Here is a 13,281-nt window from a genome sequence, read left to right on the forward strand (position 1 = left end):
GGTCACGGAGCGTGCGTCGTCGTGCTCAGGAGTACATAGCACCCGACGACCAGCAAGAACGCAATGGGAACGGACATGTTGCCCCGCACCGCTCCGACCCCGCCACACGGTCACTTGCGGCGCTCACAGCCTGCGGTCCGCCTAGGCTGGCCCGATGAGCCAGACGCCCGGCAGCGACAACTTCGCAGACCTGCCCGCCGACGCGACCCCACCCGCGGTCCTCGCCCCCGGCGAGACCGTGCTGCTCGCCGCGTTCGAGGGCTGGAACGATGCCGGCTCCGCGGCGACGCAGTCGCTCGAGCACCTGCACGACGTGTGGGGGGCCGAGCAGGTGGACGAGCTCGATCCCGAGGAGTACCACGACTTCCAGGTGAACCGCCCGCAGGTGGGGCTGGGCCCAGACGGCCGCCGCGAGCTCACGTGGCCGACGACCGCCGTCGCCGTCGCGACCACCCCGCACGGGCGCACGGTCGTCCTGGTGCACGGCATCGAGCCGTCGATGCGGTGGCGCCACTACTGCGACGAGGTGCTCGGGATCGCGGCGTCCCTCGGCGTCAAGACCGTGGTCACGGTGGGGGCGCTGCTCGCCGACGTGCCGCACACACGCCCCATCCCCGTGAACGCGACGAGCGAGGATCCCGCGCTGCGCGAGCTGCTCGACCTCGAGCCCAACACGTACGAGGGGCCGACGGGCATCGTCGGCGTGCTGCAGCACGAGGCCGGCGCGCGCGGCCTGCAGGCCCTGTCGCTGTGGGCCGCGGTCCCCCACTACGTCGCGCACCCGCCGTCCCCCAAGGCCACGCTGGCGATCCTGCGCCGCATCGAGGCGCTCCTCGGCGAGCCGGTCCCCTTCGGCGAGCTGCCCGACGACGCCGCCGCGTGGCAGGAGGGCGTCGACGAGCTCGCCGGCGAGGACGGGGAGATCGGCGAGTACGTCCGCCAGCTCGAGGAGGCGAAGGACACCGCCGACCTCCCGGAGGCGTCGGGCGAGGCCATCGCCCAGGAGTTCGAGCGCTACCTGCGCCGACGCGACAAGGGCACCGGCGGCTGACGCGTCAGAACCGGATGCCGAGCAGCGCGTCGAGCATGCGGCCGACGACGCCCGGGGCACCTTCGTCCCAGTCCTCGTCGCCGCCACCGTCGGCGCCACTCGCCAGCGCGGACTGCGCCCACGCGTCGACGAGGGCCAGCGCGCGCGGGGTGTCGAGGTCGTCGGCCAGCGCGGCCCGGACGTCCGTGAGCAACGTGTCGGCGGACGGCCCGCCGTTGCCGGACACCGAGCGGTGCCACGTCGCCAGGCGCTCACTGGCCTCCGCCAGCCCCGCGGCGGTCCAGTCCCAGTCGTCGCGGTAGCGGTGGGCGAGGATGGCGAGCCGGATCGCCATCGGGTCCTCGCCGTCGGCCAGGAGCCGGGAGACCAGCACCAGGTTGCCCCGCGACTTGCTCATCTTCTCGCCCTCGAGACCCACCATCCCGGCGTGCAGGTGCACCCGGGCGCCGTGACCCGAGTCGAGCAGCCGCGCGTGCGACGTGCTCATCTCGTGGTGCGGGAACAGCAGGTCCGAGCCGCCGCCCTCGACGTCGAACGGCAGGCCCAGCGCGTCGCGCGCGATGACCGCACACTCGATGTGCCAGCCGGGCCGGCCGCGTCCCAGCGACCCACCGTCCCACGCGGGCTCGCCCGCCCGCTCGCGCCGCCACAGGAGCGGGTCCAACGGGTCGCGCTTGCCGGGTCGGTCCGGGTCACCACCGCGCTCTGCGGACAGCGCCAGCATCGTCGCCGCGTCGAGACCGGCAACAGCCCCGAAGGCATCGTCCGCCGACAGGTCCGCGTACACGTCCCCGAGCTCGTCCCCCACCTCGTCGGGCGTGGGCACCCGGTAGGCCGCGCCGGCTGCGAGCAGCTTCTCGACTGCCGCGACGACGGTCGGCACCGACTCGACGACTCCGCTCCACACGTCGGGCGGGATGACCCCGAGCGCCGTCATGTCACGGGCGTACAGCGCGGTCTGCTCGACCGCGAGGTCACGCCAGTCGACGCCGGTCGCGGTGGCGCGCTCCAGCAGCGGGTCGTCCACGTCGGTGACGTTCGAGGCGTACCGCACGGTGTGGCCGGCGTCGCGCCAGGCGCGGCCCAGGACGTCGAACGCGACGTACGTGGCGGCGTGCCCCATGTGGGTCGCGTCGTAGGGCGTGATGCCGCAGACGTACAGCGTCGCCGTCGGGCCCTCGGCCGCGACGACGAGGCCGCCGGTGGACGTGTCCCGCACCTTGATCGGCCCCCCTCGGCCGGGAAGCGACGGGACGAACGGCGAGGGCCAGGTGAGCACGGCCGCCAGCCTAACGGCGGTCCACCGGCACCGACGACCGGCGCCCGAACCCGGCAGGGGTCATGATGCTCACCGTGAGCGACGCGCAGCACTTCAGCAAGGGCCCCTCGGGCTGGCACGACGGCGACGACGGCGAGCCGCGCTGGATCGTCGTCGGTCCGGGCGACCTCGTCGAGTACGCGCGTGCGCGCGGCGTGAGCGAGCAGGCGATCGAGCTGCTCGAGCACCACACCCCGGGTGCGCACCCCGAGCGCAGCACGCATCCCCTGCGCGGGCACGTCGACCAGTCCGCCGACGGCGAGATCATCCTGTCGGCGCCGACGCTCTCTTACGTCGCCGAGACGCGCGACGTGCACACTGGAGCCCTCACGCTCATCCTGGCCGACGGCGTGATCCTGACGTCCGAGGCCGGGGACGCCGGCATCCTGCCCCGCACGGCCGAGAAGCTGTGCAGCGGTGTGCCGATCCCCGACTCGGGCGTCGCCCAGGTCCTCGCGGCCATCCTGCTCACACTCGTCGCGCACGCTGCGGACGTCGAGGCCGAGCTGGGCGACGCCGTCGCGGACACCGAGCGGGTCGTATTCAGCACGGCACGGGTCGACGACCCCGTCGAGCGCATCTACGACCTCAAGCGTGAGATCGCGGAGGCGCGACGCGCGCTGGCCCCCATCACCGGCGTCCTGCCCCAGCTGGGCGCCGAGACGATCCAGCGGCGCCGCAAGGAGAAGGAGCCGCCGAAGTGGCTGGGTCGGGTCCAGGCGACCGCCGACCGGGTGGACCACCACCTCGACGCGCACGACGAGCTGCTCGACGCGATGCTTCAGGTGCACCTGAGCCAGGTCTCGGTGCAGCAGAACGAGGACATGCGCAAGATCTCGGCGTGGGCCGCGATCGCCGCCGTCCCCACGCTCATCGCGGGCATCTACGGCATGAACTTCCAGCACATGCCGGAGCTGACGTGGACCTGGGGCTATCCCGCCGTCGTCGTCGTCATGCTGGGCATCTGCGGCGGGCTGTACCGCCAGTTCCGCAAGGTGGGCTGGCTGTGACGCCTACGACCCGACGGCGGTCGTCGCCGCGTTCGGCTCGAGGACGTTCGTGATCAGTAGGATCGCCACGAGCGCCGCCAGGCCCAGCCGGTACCAGACGAACGGCTTGTAGCTGAAGGTCGAGACGATCTTCAGGAACACGATGATCACCAGGTAGCCGACGAAGAACGCGACGAGCGTGGCGATCAACGTGGCGCCGAAGCTGGGCGTCCCCGCCTTGCCGAACTCGTCGACGCTCTTGGCGAGCTGGAACAGCCCGGACCCGAACACCGCGGGGATGGCCAGCAGGAACGAGTACCGCGCCGCCGCCTCGCGGGTGTAGCCCATCAGCAGGCCGCCGGTGATGGTGCCGCCGGAGCGTGACACGCCGGGGATCAGCGCGAGCGCCTGCCAGCCGCCGAACTGCAGCGCGTCGCGGCCCTCCAGCTCCTCGAGCGTGCGCCGCTTGGCCCCCACCTTGTCCGCCCAACCCAGGAACAGGCCGAACCCGGCCAGCATGAGCGCGACGATCCACAGGTTGCGGAACGTGCTCTCGATGGCGTCCTGGAAGAGCAGGCCCAGCACGACGATGGGCAGCGAGCCGATCGCGATGTACCAGGCCATGAGCGCGTCGTGGTCGCGCGCCTCGCCCGGCGGCATGCCCGCGCGGGAACGCCAGTCCGTGCCGTAGGCGCCGCGCAGCGCGTGCCACCACGCAGCCACGATCCGCACGATGTCGCGGCGGAAGTACAGGATCACCGCGGTCTCGGTACCGAGCTGCGTGATCGCGGTGAACGCGGCACCGGGGTCGGCGCTGCCGATCAGCTCGCCCACGATGCGCAGGTGCGCGCTGGACGAGACCGGCAGGAACTCGGTCAGTCCCTGCACCAGCCCCAGGAGGATCGCTTCGCCCACACCCATGCCGCTCACGAGCCGCAACCCTAGCCGGACACCCTTCCCACGTCCGGCAGACGCGTGGCCTGCGGGGTGGTGATCCGGTGAAGGCCTGACGGCGGTCTAGGGTTGCCGATCATGGAGCACCGCCACCTGGGACGCACGGGACTGCGCGTGTCGCGGCTGGGGCTGGGCACCATGACCTGGAGCCGGGACACCGACGAGCACGAGGCCACCGAGCAGCTGCGCGACTTCGTCGACGCGGGCGGGACGCTGGTGGACACCTCGGCGTCGTACGCCGACGGCGGCGCGGAGGAGCTCCTCGGCAGCCTGCTGGGCGACGTCGTGGAGCGCGACGAGCTGGTGCTGTGCACCAAGGCGGGCGTGCGCCGCACCGGCGAACGCGCTGTCGTCGACGGGTCCCGCGGCGCCCTGATGGCCTCCCTCGACGCGTCCCTGCGCCGGCTCGGCACCGACCACGTGGACCTGTTCCTGGTGCAGACGCCGGACCCGCGCACCCCGCTCGAGGAGACCGCGTCCGCGCTGCGGCTGGCCGTCAGCAGCGGCCGTGCCCGCTACGTCGGGCTCGCCAACCACGCGGGCTGGCAGGTGGCACGCGTCGCGAGCCTGCTCGAGCACGACCCCGGGCTCGCCGCGGTGGAGGCGGAGTACTCGTTGCTGCAGCGCGGCGTCGAGCGCGAGGTCGTCCCCGCGGCTCAGGCGCTCGGGGCCGGGATCCTCGCGTGGTCGCCGCTGGGGCGCGGGGTCCTGACCGGCAAGTACCGCCGGACCATCCCCGCCGACTCCCGCGCGGCATCACCGCACCTGGCCGGCTTCGTCGAGCCGTACCTGGGCGCGGACAGCGCGGCGGTCGTCGACGCACTGGCGACGGCCGCGCACGGGTTGGACCGCGCACCTCTCGAGGTCGCCCTGGAGTGGCTCACGTGGCGTCCGGGGGTGGCCGCGGCCATCGTCGGCGCACGGACGGCGGACCAGCTCCGGGGCTCCCTGCAGGCGCTCGACCTGGACCTCCCGCCGGAGCTGAGGGGAGCGCTCGACGACATCACCGCACCGGTGCTCGGCTACCCCGAACGATTCTGAGGGCGCTGCCCCCTCAGGCGTGCTCGGCGCTCGCCTCGTCGACGTCGGCGCCGTCCTCGAACGCGTCGTCGCCGTCAGGGCCCCACTCGTCGTCGTCCTCGTCGTCCTCGTCGTCCTCCTCCGCGAGGTAGAACGGCAGCGCCTCCCCGTGGGCCGTGCCCAGCGCCTCGTCGTACACCTCGAAGGCGTCGGCGAGCACGTCGTAGGCGTCGTCGACGGCCGGGTCGTCGTCGTCGTGCTTGGCGACGACAGCGTTGTAGTGGGCCTCGAGGGAAGCGATCAGGCGGTCCAGCGCGGCACGCGGGTCGACGGTCATGCCATGACCGTAGCGCCGCACAGGGCACAATGGCAGCGCGATAGGTCGATCGACGCCGGTGACAGGACGGGGTGAGCGATGGCAATCGGACAGACAGGCACGAAGCGCAAGGACTGGGTGGCCGTCGGAGGCCAGTACGAGTACCGCGTGGTGACCATCCCGCGGTCCACCAGCAGGGGCGATGCCCGCCGCATGCTCACCGAGCAGGCCGAGTACGGGCGCTGGGAGCTGGCCCGCTCCGTCATCTACGTGGGCGGCGAGCGCAAGGTGTGGCTGCGACGCAAGGTGCTGCGGGTGCGCAGCACGCTGGCCGAGACGACCTGACGCCGGACCCGCTCAGCAGGTCGCCAGCAGGCGGTCGAGCACGCGGGTCCCGAAGCGCAGCGCGTCAGTGGGCACGCGCTCGTCGACGCCGTGGAACATCCCGGCGAAGTCGAGGTCCGGGGTGAGCCGCAGGGGTGCGAACCCGTACCCGGTGATGCCGAGGCGTGCGAGCGACTTGTTGTCGGTGCCGCCGGACAGCGTGTACGGCAGGACGGTCGCCTCGGGGTCCTCGGCCAGCAGCGCGTCGGTCATCGCGTCCACGAGCGCACCCGTGTGGGGCGCCTCGAGGCCGATGTCGTGATGGATGCGCTCGATACGCACGTGCTCGCCGGCCAGCTCGGCGACCTTCGCGACGAACTCGTCCTCGCGGCCCGGCAGGAACCGCCCGTCGATCGTCCCCTCGGCGCTGCCGGGGATGACGTTCGCCTTGTAGCCCGACGTGAGCTGCGTGGGGTTCGTCGTGTGCCGCAGCGTGGCGCCGACGAAGCGCTGCGCGGGACCCAGCGCCTGGACCAGCCGGTCGATCCCGTCGGGGTCCTGCGGATCGAACGGCAGGCCCGTGAGCTGCGCGACGCCTTCCAGCAACGCGTGGACCGTGGGCGTCAGATCCAGCGGCCACGGGTGCCGGCCGATGCGTGCCACGGCGTCGGCCAGGTGCGTCACGGCGTTGTCCCGGTTCACCTGGCTGCCGTGCCCGGCGCGCCCGTCGGCGATCAGGCGCATCCAGGACAGACCCTTCTCGGCGGTCTGCAGCAGGTACGCGCGGCGTCCGGCGATCTCGACGGAGAACCCGCCGACCTCGCTGATCGCCTCGGTGGCACCCTCGAACAGCTCCGGCCGGTTGTCGACGGCCCAGCGTGCGCCGTACGTGCCGCCCGCCTCCTCGTCGGCGAACATCGCGACGACGACGTCCCGCGCCGGCTTGCGCCCCTCGCGCGCCATCTGCCGCACGACCGACAGGATCATCGCGTCCATGTCCTTCATGTCCACGGCGCCGCGACCCCAGATCAGCCCGTCGCGCTCCTCGGCACCGAAGGGGTCGACACTCCAGTCGTCGGCGCGGGCGGGCACGACGTCCAGGTGCCCGTGCAGAACCAGCGCAGGCCGCGAGCTGTCCGCACCCTCGAGCCGCGTCACCACGCTGGCGCGACCGGGCGAGCTCTCGAAGATCTCCGTGTCCAGCCCGACGTCCGACAGCAGCCCCGCGACGTGCTCGGCCGCCCCACGCTCCCCCGGCCCTTCGTTGTCGCCGTAGTTCGACGTGTCGAACCGGATCAGGTCACGGCAGATGTCGACGACCTCGTCGGCGGCGGACAGGTGAGCGGGCTGCGGCGCGGCGGGCATGGGACAGACGCTACCGGGCAGCCGATGCAGACGGCGGGCGTCCGGTCCACCTGTCGACGCGACGTCCACGCCCTGGGACACCTACGCCGCGTCGAGGCCGTGAGCCCCCGGAAAGCGGGCCATCTGCAGGTCGCGGCCCATGTCCTGGTTCACACAAATCACCCGCTCGCGACGCTCGTACAGGCGCCCCACGCTTCTCGTGGCACGCCATCTAGCGGTTTCGGGTGTTCTCTGACGAGCAGTGGGCGCGGGTCGAGCCGTTGCTGCCCTCGAACGAGGGGCGCCGGGGTCATCCATTCGGGGATAACCTGCGGGTGGTCGAGGGCATCGCTTACCTGTATCGGACCGGGGTCGCGTGGCGCGACCTGCCGCGTGAACAGTTCGGTCCCAGGCAGACGGTCTGGAAGCGTCACCGCCGCTAAGCCGGCGACGGGACCTGGGATCGGGTGCTGGCCCAGCTGCTGGCGCAGGCCGACGCGGCCGGGCAGGTGGACTGGACGGTGTCGGTGGACGCCACGATCGCGCGCGCCACCAGCACGCGACGAACACCACGCACCCTGAGCAGGACACAGGGGGCGGGGTCGAATCACAGGAATCTGCCGCTCGTCGAGTGTGAACCTCCAGGTCACGGCATCGGACGTTCGCGTGGTGGGCTGACTACCAAGATCCACGCCGAGGTCGACGGCATGAGTCGACCGCTGGCCGCGGTGATCACCGGTGGACAACGCAACGACGGTGTCATGCTGGCCGACGTCCTGGCCGACATCCGCGTCCCACGCCTGGGCGCGGGACGCCCCCGCACCCGACCCGACGCCGTCGTGGCCGATGAGGCCTACTCGGCCGGCTCCTACCGGCGCGTGTTGCGGGGACGCGGCATCAAAGCCGTGATCCCCGAGAAGTCCGACACGATCGCCGCCCGCAAGAGACGCGGCTCACGCGGCGGACGGCCACCCAAGCTCGATACCGAGGCCTACCGAGGTCTACCGAGGCCGCAACGTCGTCGAACGCCACTTCGCGTTGATCAAGCAATGGCGAGCACTGGCCACCCGCTACGACAAGCTCGCCATCACCTACCGAGCCGCGGTCGTCCTCGCCGCCTGCATCACCTGGTCTCGGATCTGGACTCGCCCTGGAAGGTGAGCATCCGCACGGTTTGAAGCCGTAGGACTGCGGCCAGCAGGCGCTGCGTCATCGATGCCGCAGTGCTCAGAGTCGACGAAACATCACGTGCAGCCCCACGAGCCCGTGCGTCGGGTGCTCGAACGCCTCGGGGACCGTCGCGAGGATGTCGAAGCCGAGGGACCGCCATAGGCGCACTGCTCGCTCGTTGGTCTCAACGACGGCGTTGAACTGCATCGATCGGTAGCCATCGGAGCGAGCCGCGGCGAGCACCGCCTCGCCGAGCAAGCGCCCGATCCCTCGCCCGGCGCCGGCAGACCCGACGACGAAACTGGCGTTCGCGACGTGTGCGCCGGCCCCGGGATGGTTGGGTAGGTACTTGGCCGTCCCGAGGACCGTGCGGACGTCATCCGTGGTGCTCACCGCGACCAGGACACGCGCTCCGGCCGCTCCCAACCAGGCACGGCGCGCGTCGTCCTCCGTGATGTCGCGGGGGTACGTGTACGTCTCGCCGGCACGAAAAGCAGGTTCGAGCGACTGCCAGATGCCCGGCCAGTCGGCGTCGGCGGCTTGGCGGATCTCGATCACGTCGCGCATGCCGTCGAGCGTACGGGCAACTCCTGGCGGCGGACGCACAGCCTGATCCTGCGTAACGCCTCACCTGAACTATGGGAGAAACGCCCTAGATACGCCTCTCATCGCGGAGGCCGCGACGAGCGAGCAGCGGGGCGATCTGCGGGTCGCGGCCGCGCAGGTCGCGGAACGCGGCCATCGGGTCCATCGAGCCGCCGCGCGAGAGCACCGCGGCCCGGAACCGGTCGCCGCTGGCGCGCGTCAGACCGCCGTTCTCCTCGAACCACGTCACGGTGTCGGCGTCGAGCACCTCCGACCAGATGTAGGAGTAGTACGCGGCGGCGTACCCACCGCCGAACACGTGGTTGAAGTAGGTGGTCCGGTACCGCGGCGGGACCTGGGCCAGCGCGACGCCGGCGGCCTCGAGCGACGCGGCCTCGAACGCGGTCACCTGGTCCGGGTCGGTGGGGACGTCCTGCGGGTCCAGGCGGTACCACGCCTGGTCGAGCAGGGCGGCGGCCAGGTACTCGGTCGTCGCGAAGCCCTCGCCGTCCTGGCGGGCCGCGAGCAGGGTCTCGGCCCACTCCCGGGGCATCGGGTCGCCGGTCTCGTGGTGGCGCGCGTACGCCTGCAGGATCGTCGGCTCCCAGGCCCACATCTCGTTGACCTGCGACGGGTACTCGACGAAGTCCCGCGGCACCTGCGTGCCCGACTGCGACGGGTAGCGGACGTCCGAGAACAGCCCGTGCAAGGCGTGACCGAACTCGTGGAAGAGCGTGATGACCTCGTCCCAGGTCAGCAGCGTCGGCTCGCCGTCGGGCGGCTTGGGCAGGTTGAGGTTGTTGACGACGACCGGTCGTTCACCCAGCAGGGTGGACTGGTCGACGAGCGTGTTCATCCACGCCCCGCCGCGCTTGCCGGCCCGCGTCCAGAAGTCGCCGAGGAACAGGCCGAGCCCGCTCCCGTCGGCGTCGAACACCTCGAACACGCGCACGTCCGGGTGGTAGCCGACCAGGTCGTGGCGCTGCGCGAACGTGACGCCGTACAGGGCGTTGGCGGCACGGAAGACGCCGTCCGCCAGGACGCGGTCCAGCTCGAGGTAGGGGCGCAGCTCGGAATCGTCGAGCGCGCGGCGCTGCGCCCGCACGCGCTCGGCGTAGAAGGCCCAGTCCCACGGTTCCAGGACGCCGCCGGGGACGTCGCGCTCGAGCGCGGTCGCCAGGTCCCTCGCCTCGTCGCGCGCGTTCGCGACGGCTGCGGGCGCGAGCCTGGTGAGCAGGTCGACGACCGCGAGCGCGGACCCGGCCGTGGCGTCGCTCGCGACGTAGGCGGCGTGGTGCTCGTAGCCGAGCAGCTGGGCACGTTCGGCGCGCAGGCGTGCGAGCGCCAGCAGCGTCGGACGTGTGTCGTGGTCGCCGCCGTCGCCGCGCCGGACCGAGGCCGCGAAGATGCGTCGCCGCAGGTCCCGGTCGCGGGCCATCGCGAGTGCCGACTGCTTGGTGGGGAGCTGGAGCTCGACGAGCCAGCCCGTCAGCCCCCGATCCGCGGCGGCACGGGCGGCGGCCGCACGGGCGTCGGCGGGGAACCCGTCGAGCTGGTCCTCGTCGGTGACGAGCACGGCCGCGTCGTTCTGCGCGGCGAGCAGATCGCGCCCGAAGGTCGTCTCGAGCGTGGTGATCTGCGTGTTGAGGTCGCGCAGGCGCTGCTGGTCGGCTGCGTCGAGACCGACGCCCGCCCGCGTGAACGCCGTGCGGGTGCGATGCAGGAGCCACGCGGTGTCGGGATCCAGCCCGTCGCTGGGCAGCGCCTCCAGCCGCGCGAAGAGGCGCACGTCCAGGTAGATGGCGTCCCGGTGGGCGGCGAGCAGGGGCGCGACCTCAGCCTCGACGGCCTCGAGCGCGGGCGTCGCGTCGGCGCTGACCTGGTTGAAGAACGCGAGCACCACGCGGTGCAGGAGGCGGCCCGCGCGTTCCAGGGCGACGAGGGTGTTCTCGACGGTCGCCGGCGCCGGGTCGGTCGCGATCGCCTCGACCTCGGCCCGGTGCTCGGCCATGCCGGCCAGCAGCGCGGGCGGGTGGTGCTCCTCGCGGATCTGCGCGAAGTCCGGCAGGCCGTACGGCAGCGCGGACGGCGTGGCGAACGGGTTGTCGGCGTCGAGTGCGTCGGCCATGCGCGCCATCATCACGTACTCCGCCCCGGATCGACCGGTGGCACGCTCAGCCCAGCACGACCGCCGGGTCCGTCCACCCGTAGCCGTGGGCCGCGGCGACGGCCTCGTTGGTCAAGGTCCCGGCGTGGGCCGTGAGCCCTCCCGCGAGCGCGGGGTCCGCCGTCAGGGCCGCGCGCCACCCCAGGTCCGCGAGCGCGGACAGGTAGGGCAGCGTCACGTTGGTCAGGGCGCGGGTGGAGGTCACGGGCACGGCGCCGGGCATGTTGGCGACGCAGTAGAAGAGCGCGTCGTGGACGCGGAACGTCGGTTCGTCGTGGGTGGTGGGATGGGTCGACTCGAAGCAGCCGCCCTGGTCGACGGCCACGTCGACGAGCACCGAGCCGGGGCGCATGCGGGCGACGAGCTCGTCGGTCACCAAACGTGGCGCGCGGGCGCCCGGGACGAGCACCGCACCGATGACGACGTCCGCCAGCTCCGCCTCCCTGGCCAGGGTCCAGGCGTTGGACGCGAGGGTGCGCACGCGCCCGCCGAACGCGACGTCGATCTCGCGCAGTCGCGGCATCGACAGATCGAGCATCGTGACGTCGGCGCGCATGCCGACGGCGATCTCGGCCGCGTGCCGTCCGACGACGCCCGCGCCGAGGACGACGACACGTGCGGCGTCCACGCCCGGGACACCGCCGAGCAGGACCCCGGCGCCACCCTCGTTGCGCATCAGGTGGTAGGCGGCGACCTGGGTGGACAGGCGGCCGGCGACCTCGCTCATCGGAGCGAGCAGGGGCAACGAGCCGTCGGCGGAGCGCACCGTCTCGTACGCGATCGCGGTGGTGCCGGCGGCCAGGATCGCGTCGGTCGTCGCCCGGTCGGCGGCCAGGTGCAGGTAGGTGAACAGCACCTGGTCGGCGCGCAGCAACGCGTGCTCCGGGCCGACCGGTTCCTTGACCTTGCAGACGACGTCCGCCTCGCCCCACACCTGCTCGGCGGTGTCGGCGATGCGCGCGCCGGCCGCCACGTACTCGTCGTCGGCGATCGCGGACCCGAGCCCGGCTCCCGCCTCGACGAGCACGTCGTGTCCCGCCTGCGTCAGGTGGTGCGCGCCCGCGGGCGTCAGCGCCACGCGGTACTCACGGTTCTTGATCTCGCGCGGGACACCGATGCTCGTCATGGCCCCAGCATCGCGCCGCGGCCGCCCGCGCGCCGCCCGACAACCCGCGACGTCCGAGCATCGGGTCGTCATAGCGACCATTTCCTCGGACGCTCGGTGGTGCGGTGGCGGTGAGAAGGCGCAGGATCGAACGATGGCCGTGTTCCGGAAGTCACGCTCGGGCGCGCCCGCGGGGTTCTTCCGGTGCGAAGCAGCCGGGCTGCGCTGGCTCGCGGAGGCACGCGGCGTCCCCGTCGTCCGCGTCCTCGACGTCGACGAGGCGCGCCTGGACCTGGAACGGCTCGAGAGCGTGCCGCCCACCCGGACGTCGGCACGCGCGTTCGGCGCCGGGCTCGCGACGATGCACGCGGCGGGCGCCGAGGCCTTCGGTTGCTCGCCACCGGACTGGGGCGGTGACGGGTTCTTCGGCCCGCTCGACCATCCCCTGCCCCTGGTCAGCGGGAGCTACGCGCGATGGGGCGAGTTCCAGGCGGCGTGCCGGATCGAACCGCTCGCACGCGACCTGGACGCCGCCGGCATCGACGTGCCGGGCATGGATGAGCTCGTCACGCGGTTGCGGGCCGGGACGTTCGACGACGACGAGCCACCCGCCCGGCTGCACGGCGACCTGTGGTCCGGGAACGTGGTGTGGACGGCCGCCGGCGCGACGCTCATCGACCCAGCGGCCCACGGCGGTCATCGCGAGACCGACCTGGCGATGCTCGCGCTGTTCGGACTGCCGTACCTCGACGACGTCCTGACGGCCTACGACGAGCGCAAGCCGCTGCGACGTGGGTGGCGGCACCGCATCGGGCTCCACCAGATCTACCCCGTGGGCGTGCACGCCCTGCTCTTCGGCGGGTCCTACGTCTCTCAGGTCAAGCACCTCGTCGCGGAAGCCACGCGCTGACCTCATCGTCCTTTCGTCTTGTTGTTCA

12 protein-coding genes and 1 pseudogene are annotated in these 13,281 nt (G+C 72.4%); 6 read left to right on the forward strand and 7 right to left on the reverse strand.

Going from position 1 to position 13,281, the window contains the following annotated elements:
- Positions 1-154 precede the first annotated feature (154 nt).
- Positions 155-1,051, forward strand: coding sequence for a PAC2 family protein (locus IC607_RS08260; RefSeq protein ID WP_191786850.1), 897 nt, complete (start codon positions 155-157; stop codon positions 1,049-1,051).
- A gap of 4 nt (positions 1,052-1,055) precedes the next feature.
- Here the strand turns inward: IC607_RS08260 and mshC are convergent, their stop codons facing one another.
- Entirely contained in the window at positions 1,056-2,330 is a 1,275-nt protein-coding gene (gene mshC, locus IC607_RS08265; RefSeq protein WP_191786851.1) for a cysteine--1-D-myo-inosityl 2-amino-2-deoxy-alpha-D-glucopyranoside ligase, read from the reverse strand.
- A gap of 74 nt (positions 2,331-2,404) precedes the next feature.
- Here mshC and IC607_RS08270 point away from each other — a divergent pair, with 74 nt between their 5' ends.
- Positions 2,405-3,379, forward strand: coding sequence for a magnesium and cobalt transport protein CorA (locus tag IC607_RS08270; RefSeq protein WP_370526087.1), 975 nt, complete (start codon positions 2,405-2,407; stop codon positions 3,377-3,379).
- Between the two features lie 3 nt (positions 3,380-3,382).
- On the opposite strand, the gene IC607_RS08275 is transcribed toward IC607_RS08270, so the two are convergent.
- Complete coding sequence (locus tag IC607_RS08275) at positions 3,383-4,279, reverse strand: undecaprenyl-diphosphate phosphatase (RefSeq protein ID WP_191787072.1); 897 nt, start codon at positions 4,277-4,279, stop codon at positions 3,383-3,385.
- Positions 4,280-4,390: 111 nt separating this feature from the next.
- On the opposite strand from IC607_RS08275, the gene IC607_RS08280 reads away from it, so the two are divergent.
- Positions 4,391-5,353, forward strand: a complete 963-nt coding sequence (locus IC607_RS08280; RefSeq protein WP_191786853.1) for an aldo/keto reductase — start codon at positions 4,391-4,393, stop codon at positions 5,351-5,353.
- A 13-nt stretch (positions 5,354-5,366) separates the two neighbouring features.
- On the opposite strand, the gene IC607_RS08285 is transcribed toward IC607_RS08280, so the two are convergent.
- A complete protein-coding gene (locus IC607_RS08285) occupies positions 5,367-5,669 on the reverse strand; it encodes a primosomal protein (protein ID WP_191786854.1) in 303 nt (100 codons plus the stop codon).
- A gap of 78 nt (positions 5,670-5,747) precedes the next feature.
- Between IC607_RS08285 and IC607_RS08290 the strand changes: the two genes are divergently transcribed.
- Positions 5,748-5,993 (forward strand): DUF5703 family protein, encoded by a 246-nt coding sequence (locus IC607_RS08290; protein WP_191786855.1) that lies wholly within the window; start codon positions 5,748-5,750, stop codon positions 5,991-5,993.
- 12 nt (positions 5,994-6,005) lie between these two features.
- Here the strand turns inward: IC607_RS08290 and IC607_RS08295 are convergent, their stop codons facing one another.
- The gene (locus IC607_RS08295; protein ID WP_191786856.1) at positions 6,006-7,337 is read right to left on the reverse strand and encodes a M20/M25/M40 family metallo-hydrolase; all 1,332 of its coding nucleotides are present in this window, start codon (positions 7,335-7,337) and stop codon (positions 6,006-6,008) included.
- A 224-nt stretch (positions 7,338-7,561) separates the two neighbouring features.
- On the opposite strand from IC607_RS08295, the pseudogene IC607_RS08300 reads away from it, so the two are divergent.
- Positions 7,562-8,477: pseudogene (locus IC607_RS08300) on the forward strand (IS5 family transposase).
- Between the two features lie 66 nt (positions 8,478-8,543).
- Here the strand turns inward: IC607_RS08300 and IC607_RS08305 are convergent.
- From IC607_RS08305 to ald, 3 genes are all read right to left on the reverse strand, one after another.
- The gene (locus IC607_RS08305; RefSeq protein WP_191786857.1) at positions 8,544-9,053 is read right to left on the reverse strand and encodes a GNAT family N-acetyltransferase; all 510 of its coding nucleotides are present in this window, start codon (positions 9,051-9,053) and stop codon (positions 8,544-8,546) included.
- 85 nt (positions 9,054-9,138) lie between these two features.
- Positions 9,139-11,199 (reverse strand): M3 family metallopeptidase, encoded by a 2,061-nt coding sequence (locus tag IC607_RS08310; RefSeq protein WP_370526088.1) that lies wholly within the window; start codon positions 11,197-11,199, stop codon positions 9,139-9,141.
- 46 nt (positions 11,200-11,245) lie between these two features.
- On the reverse strand, positions 11,246-12,364 hold the full coding sequence (gene ald / locus IC607_RS08315) for an alanine dehydrogenase (protein WP_191786858.1): 1,119 nt from the start codon (positions 12,362-12,364) through the stop codon (positions 11,246-11,248).
- 133 nt (positions 12,365-12,497) lie between these two features.
- On the opposite strand from ald, the gene IC607_RS08320 reads away from it, so the two are divergent.
- Positions 12,498-13,253, forward strand: a complete 756-nt coding sequence (locus tag IC607_RS08320; protein WP_191786859.1) for a fructosamine kinase family protein — start codon at positions 12,498-12,500, stop codon at positions 13,251-13,253.
- The last annotated feature ends 28 nt before the right edge of the window (positions 13,254-13,281 follow it).

Source organism: Cellulomonas sp. JH27-2 (assembly GCF_014837175.1).
In the GTDB taxonomy this organism is placed as follows: Bacteria; Actinomycetota; Actinomycetes; order Actinomycetales; family Cellulomonadaceae; genus Cellulomonas.

Coding starts and splice junctions, on each gene's coding strand:
- IC607_RS08260 (WP_191786850.1), top strand. CDS start 155: ATGAGCCAGACGCCCGGCAGCGACAACTTCGCAGACCTGCCCGCCGAC.
- ald (WP_191786858.1), bottom strand. CDS start 12,364: ATGACGAGCATCGGTGTCCCGCGCGAGATCAAGAACCGTGAGTACCGC.
- IC607_RS08275 (WP_191787072.1), bottom strand. CDS start 4,279: ATGGGTGTGGGCGAAGCGATCCTCCTGGGGCTGGTGCAGGGACTGACC.
- IC607_RS08295 (WP_191786856.1), bottom strand. CDS start 7,337: ATGCCCGCCGCGCCGCAGCCCGCTCACCTGTCCGCCGCCGACGAGGTC.
- IC607_RS08310 (WP_370526088.1), bottom strand. CDS start 11,199: ATGGCCGACGCACTCGACGCCGACAACCCGTTCGCCACGCCGTCCGCG.
- IC607_RS08285 (WP_191786854.1), bottom strand. CDS start 5,669: ATGACCGTCGACCCGCGTGCCGCGCTGGACCGCCTGATCGCTTCCCTC.
- IC607_RS08320 (WP_191786859.1), top strand. CDS start 12,498: ATGGCCGTGTTCCGGAAGTCACGCTCGGGCGCGCCCGCGGGGTTCTTC.
- IC607_RS08280 (WP_191786853.1), top strand. CDS start 4,391: ATGGAGCACCGCCACCTGGGACGCACGGGACTGCGCGTGTCGCGGCTG.
- IC607_RS08290 (WP_191786855.1), top strand. CDS start 5,748: ATGGCAATCGGACAGACAGGCACGAAGCGCAAGGACTGGGTGGCCGTC.
- IC607_RS08305 (WP_191786857.1), bottom strand. CDS start 9,053: ATGCGCGACGTGATCGAGATCCGCCAAGCCGCCGACGCCGACTGGCCG.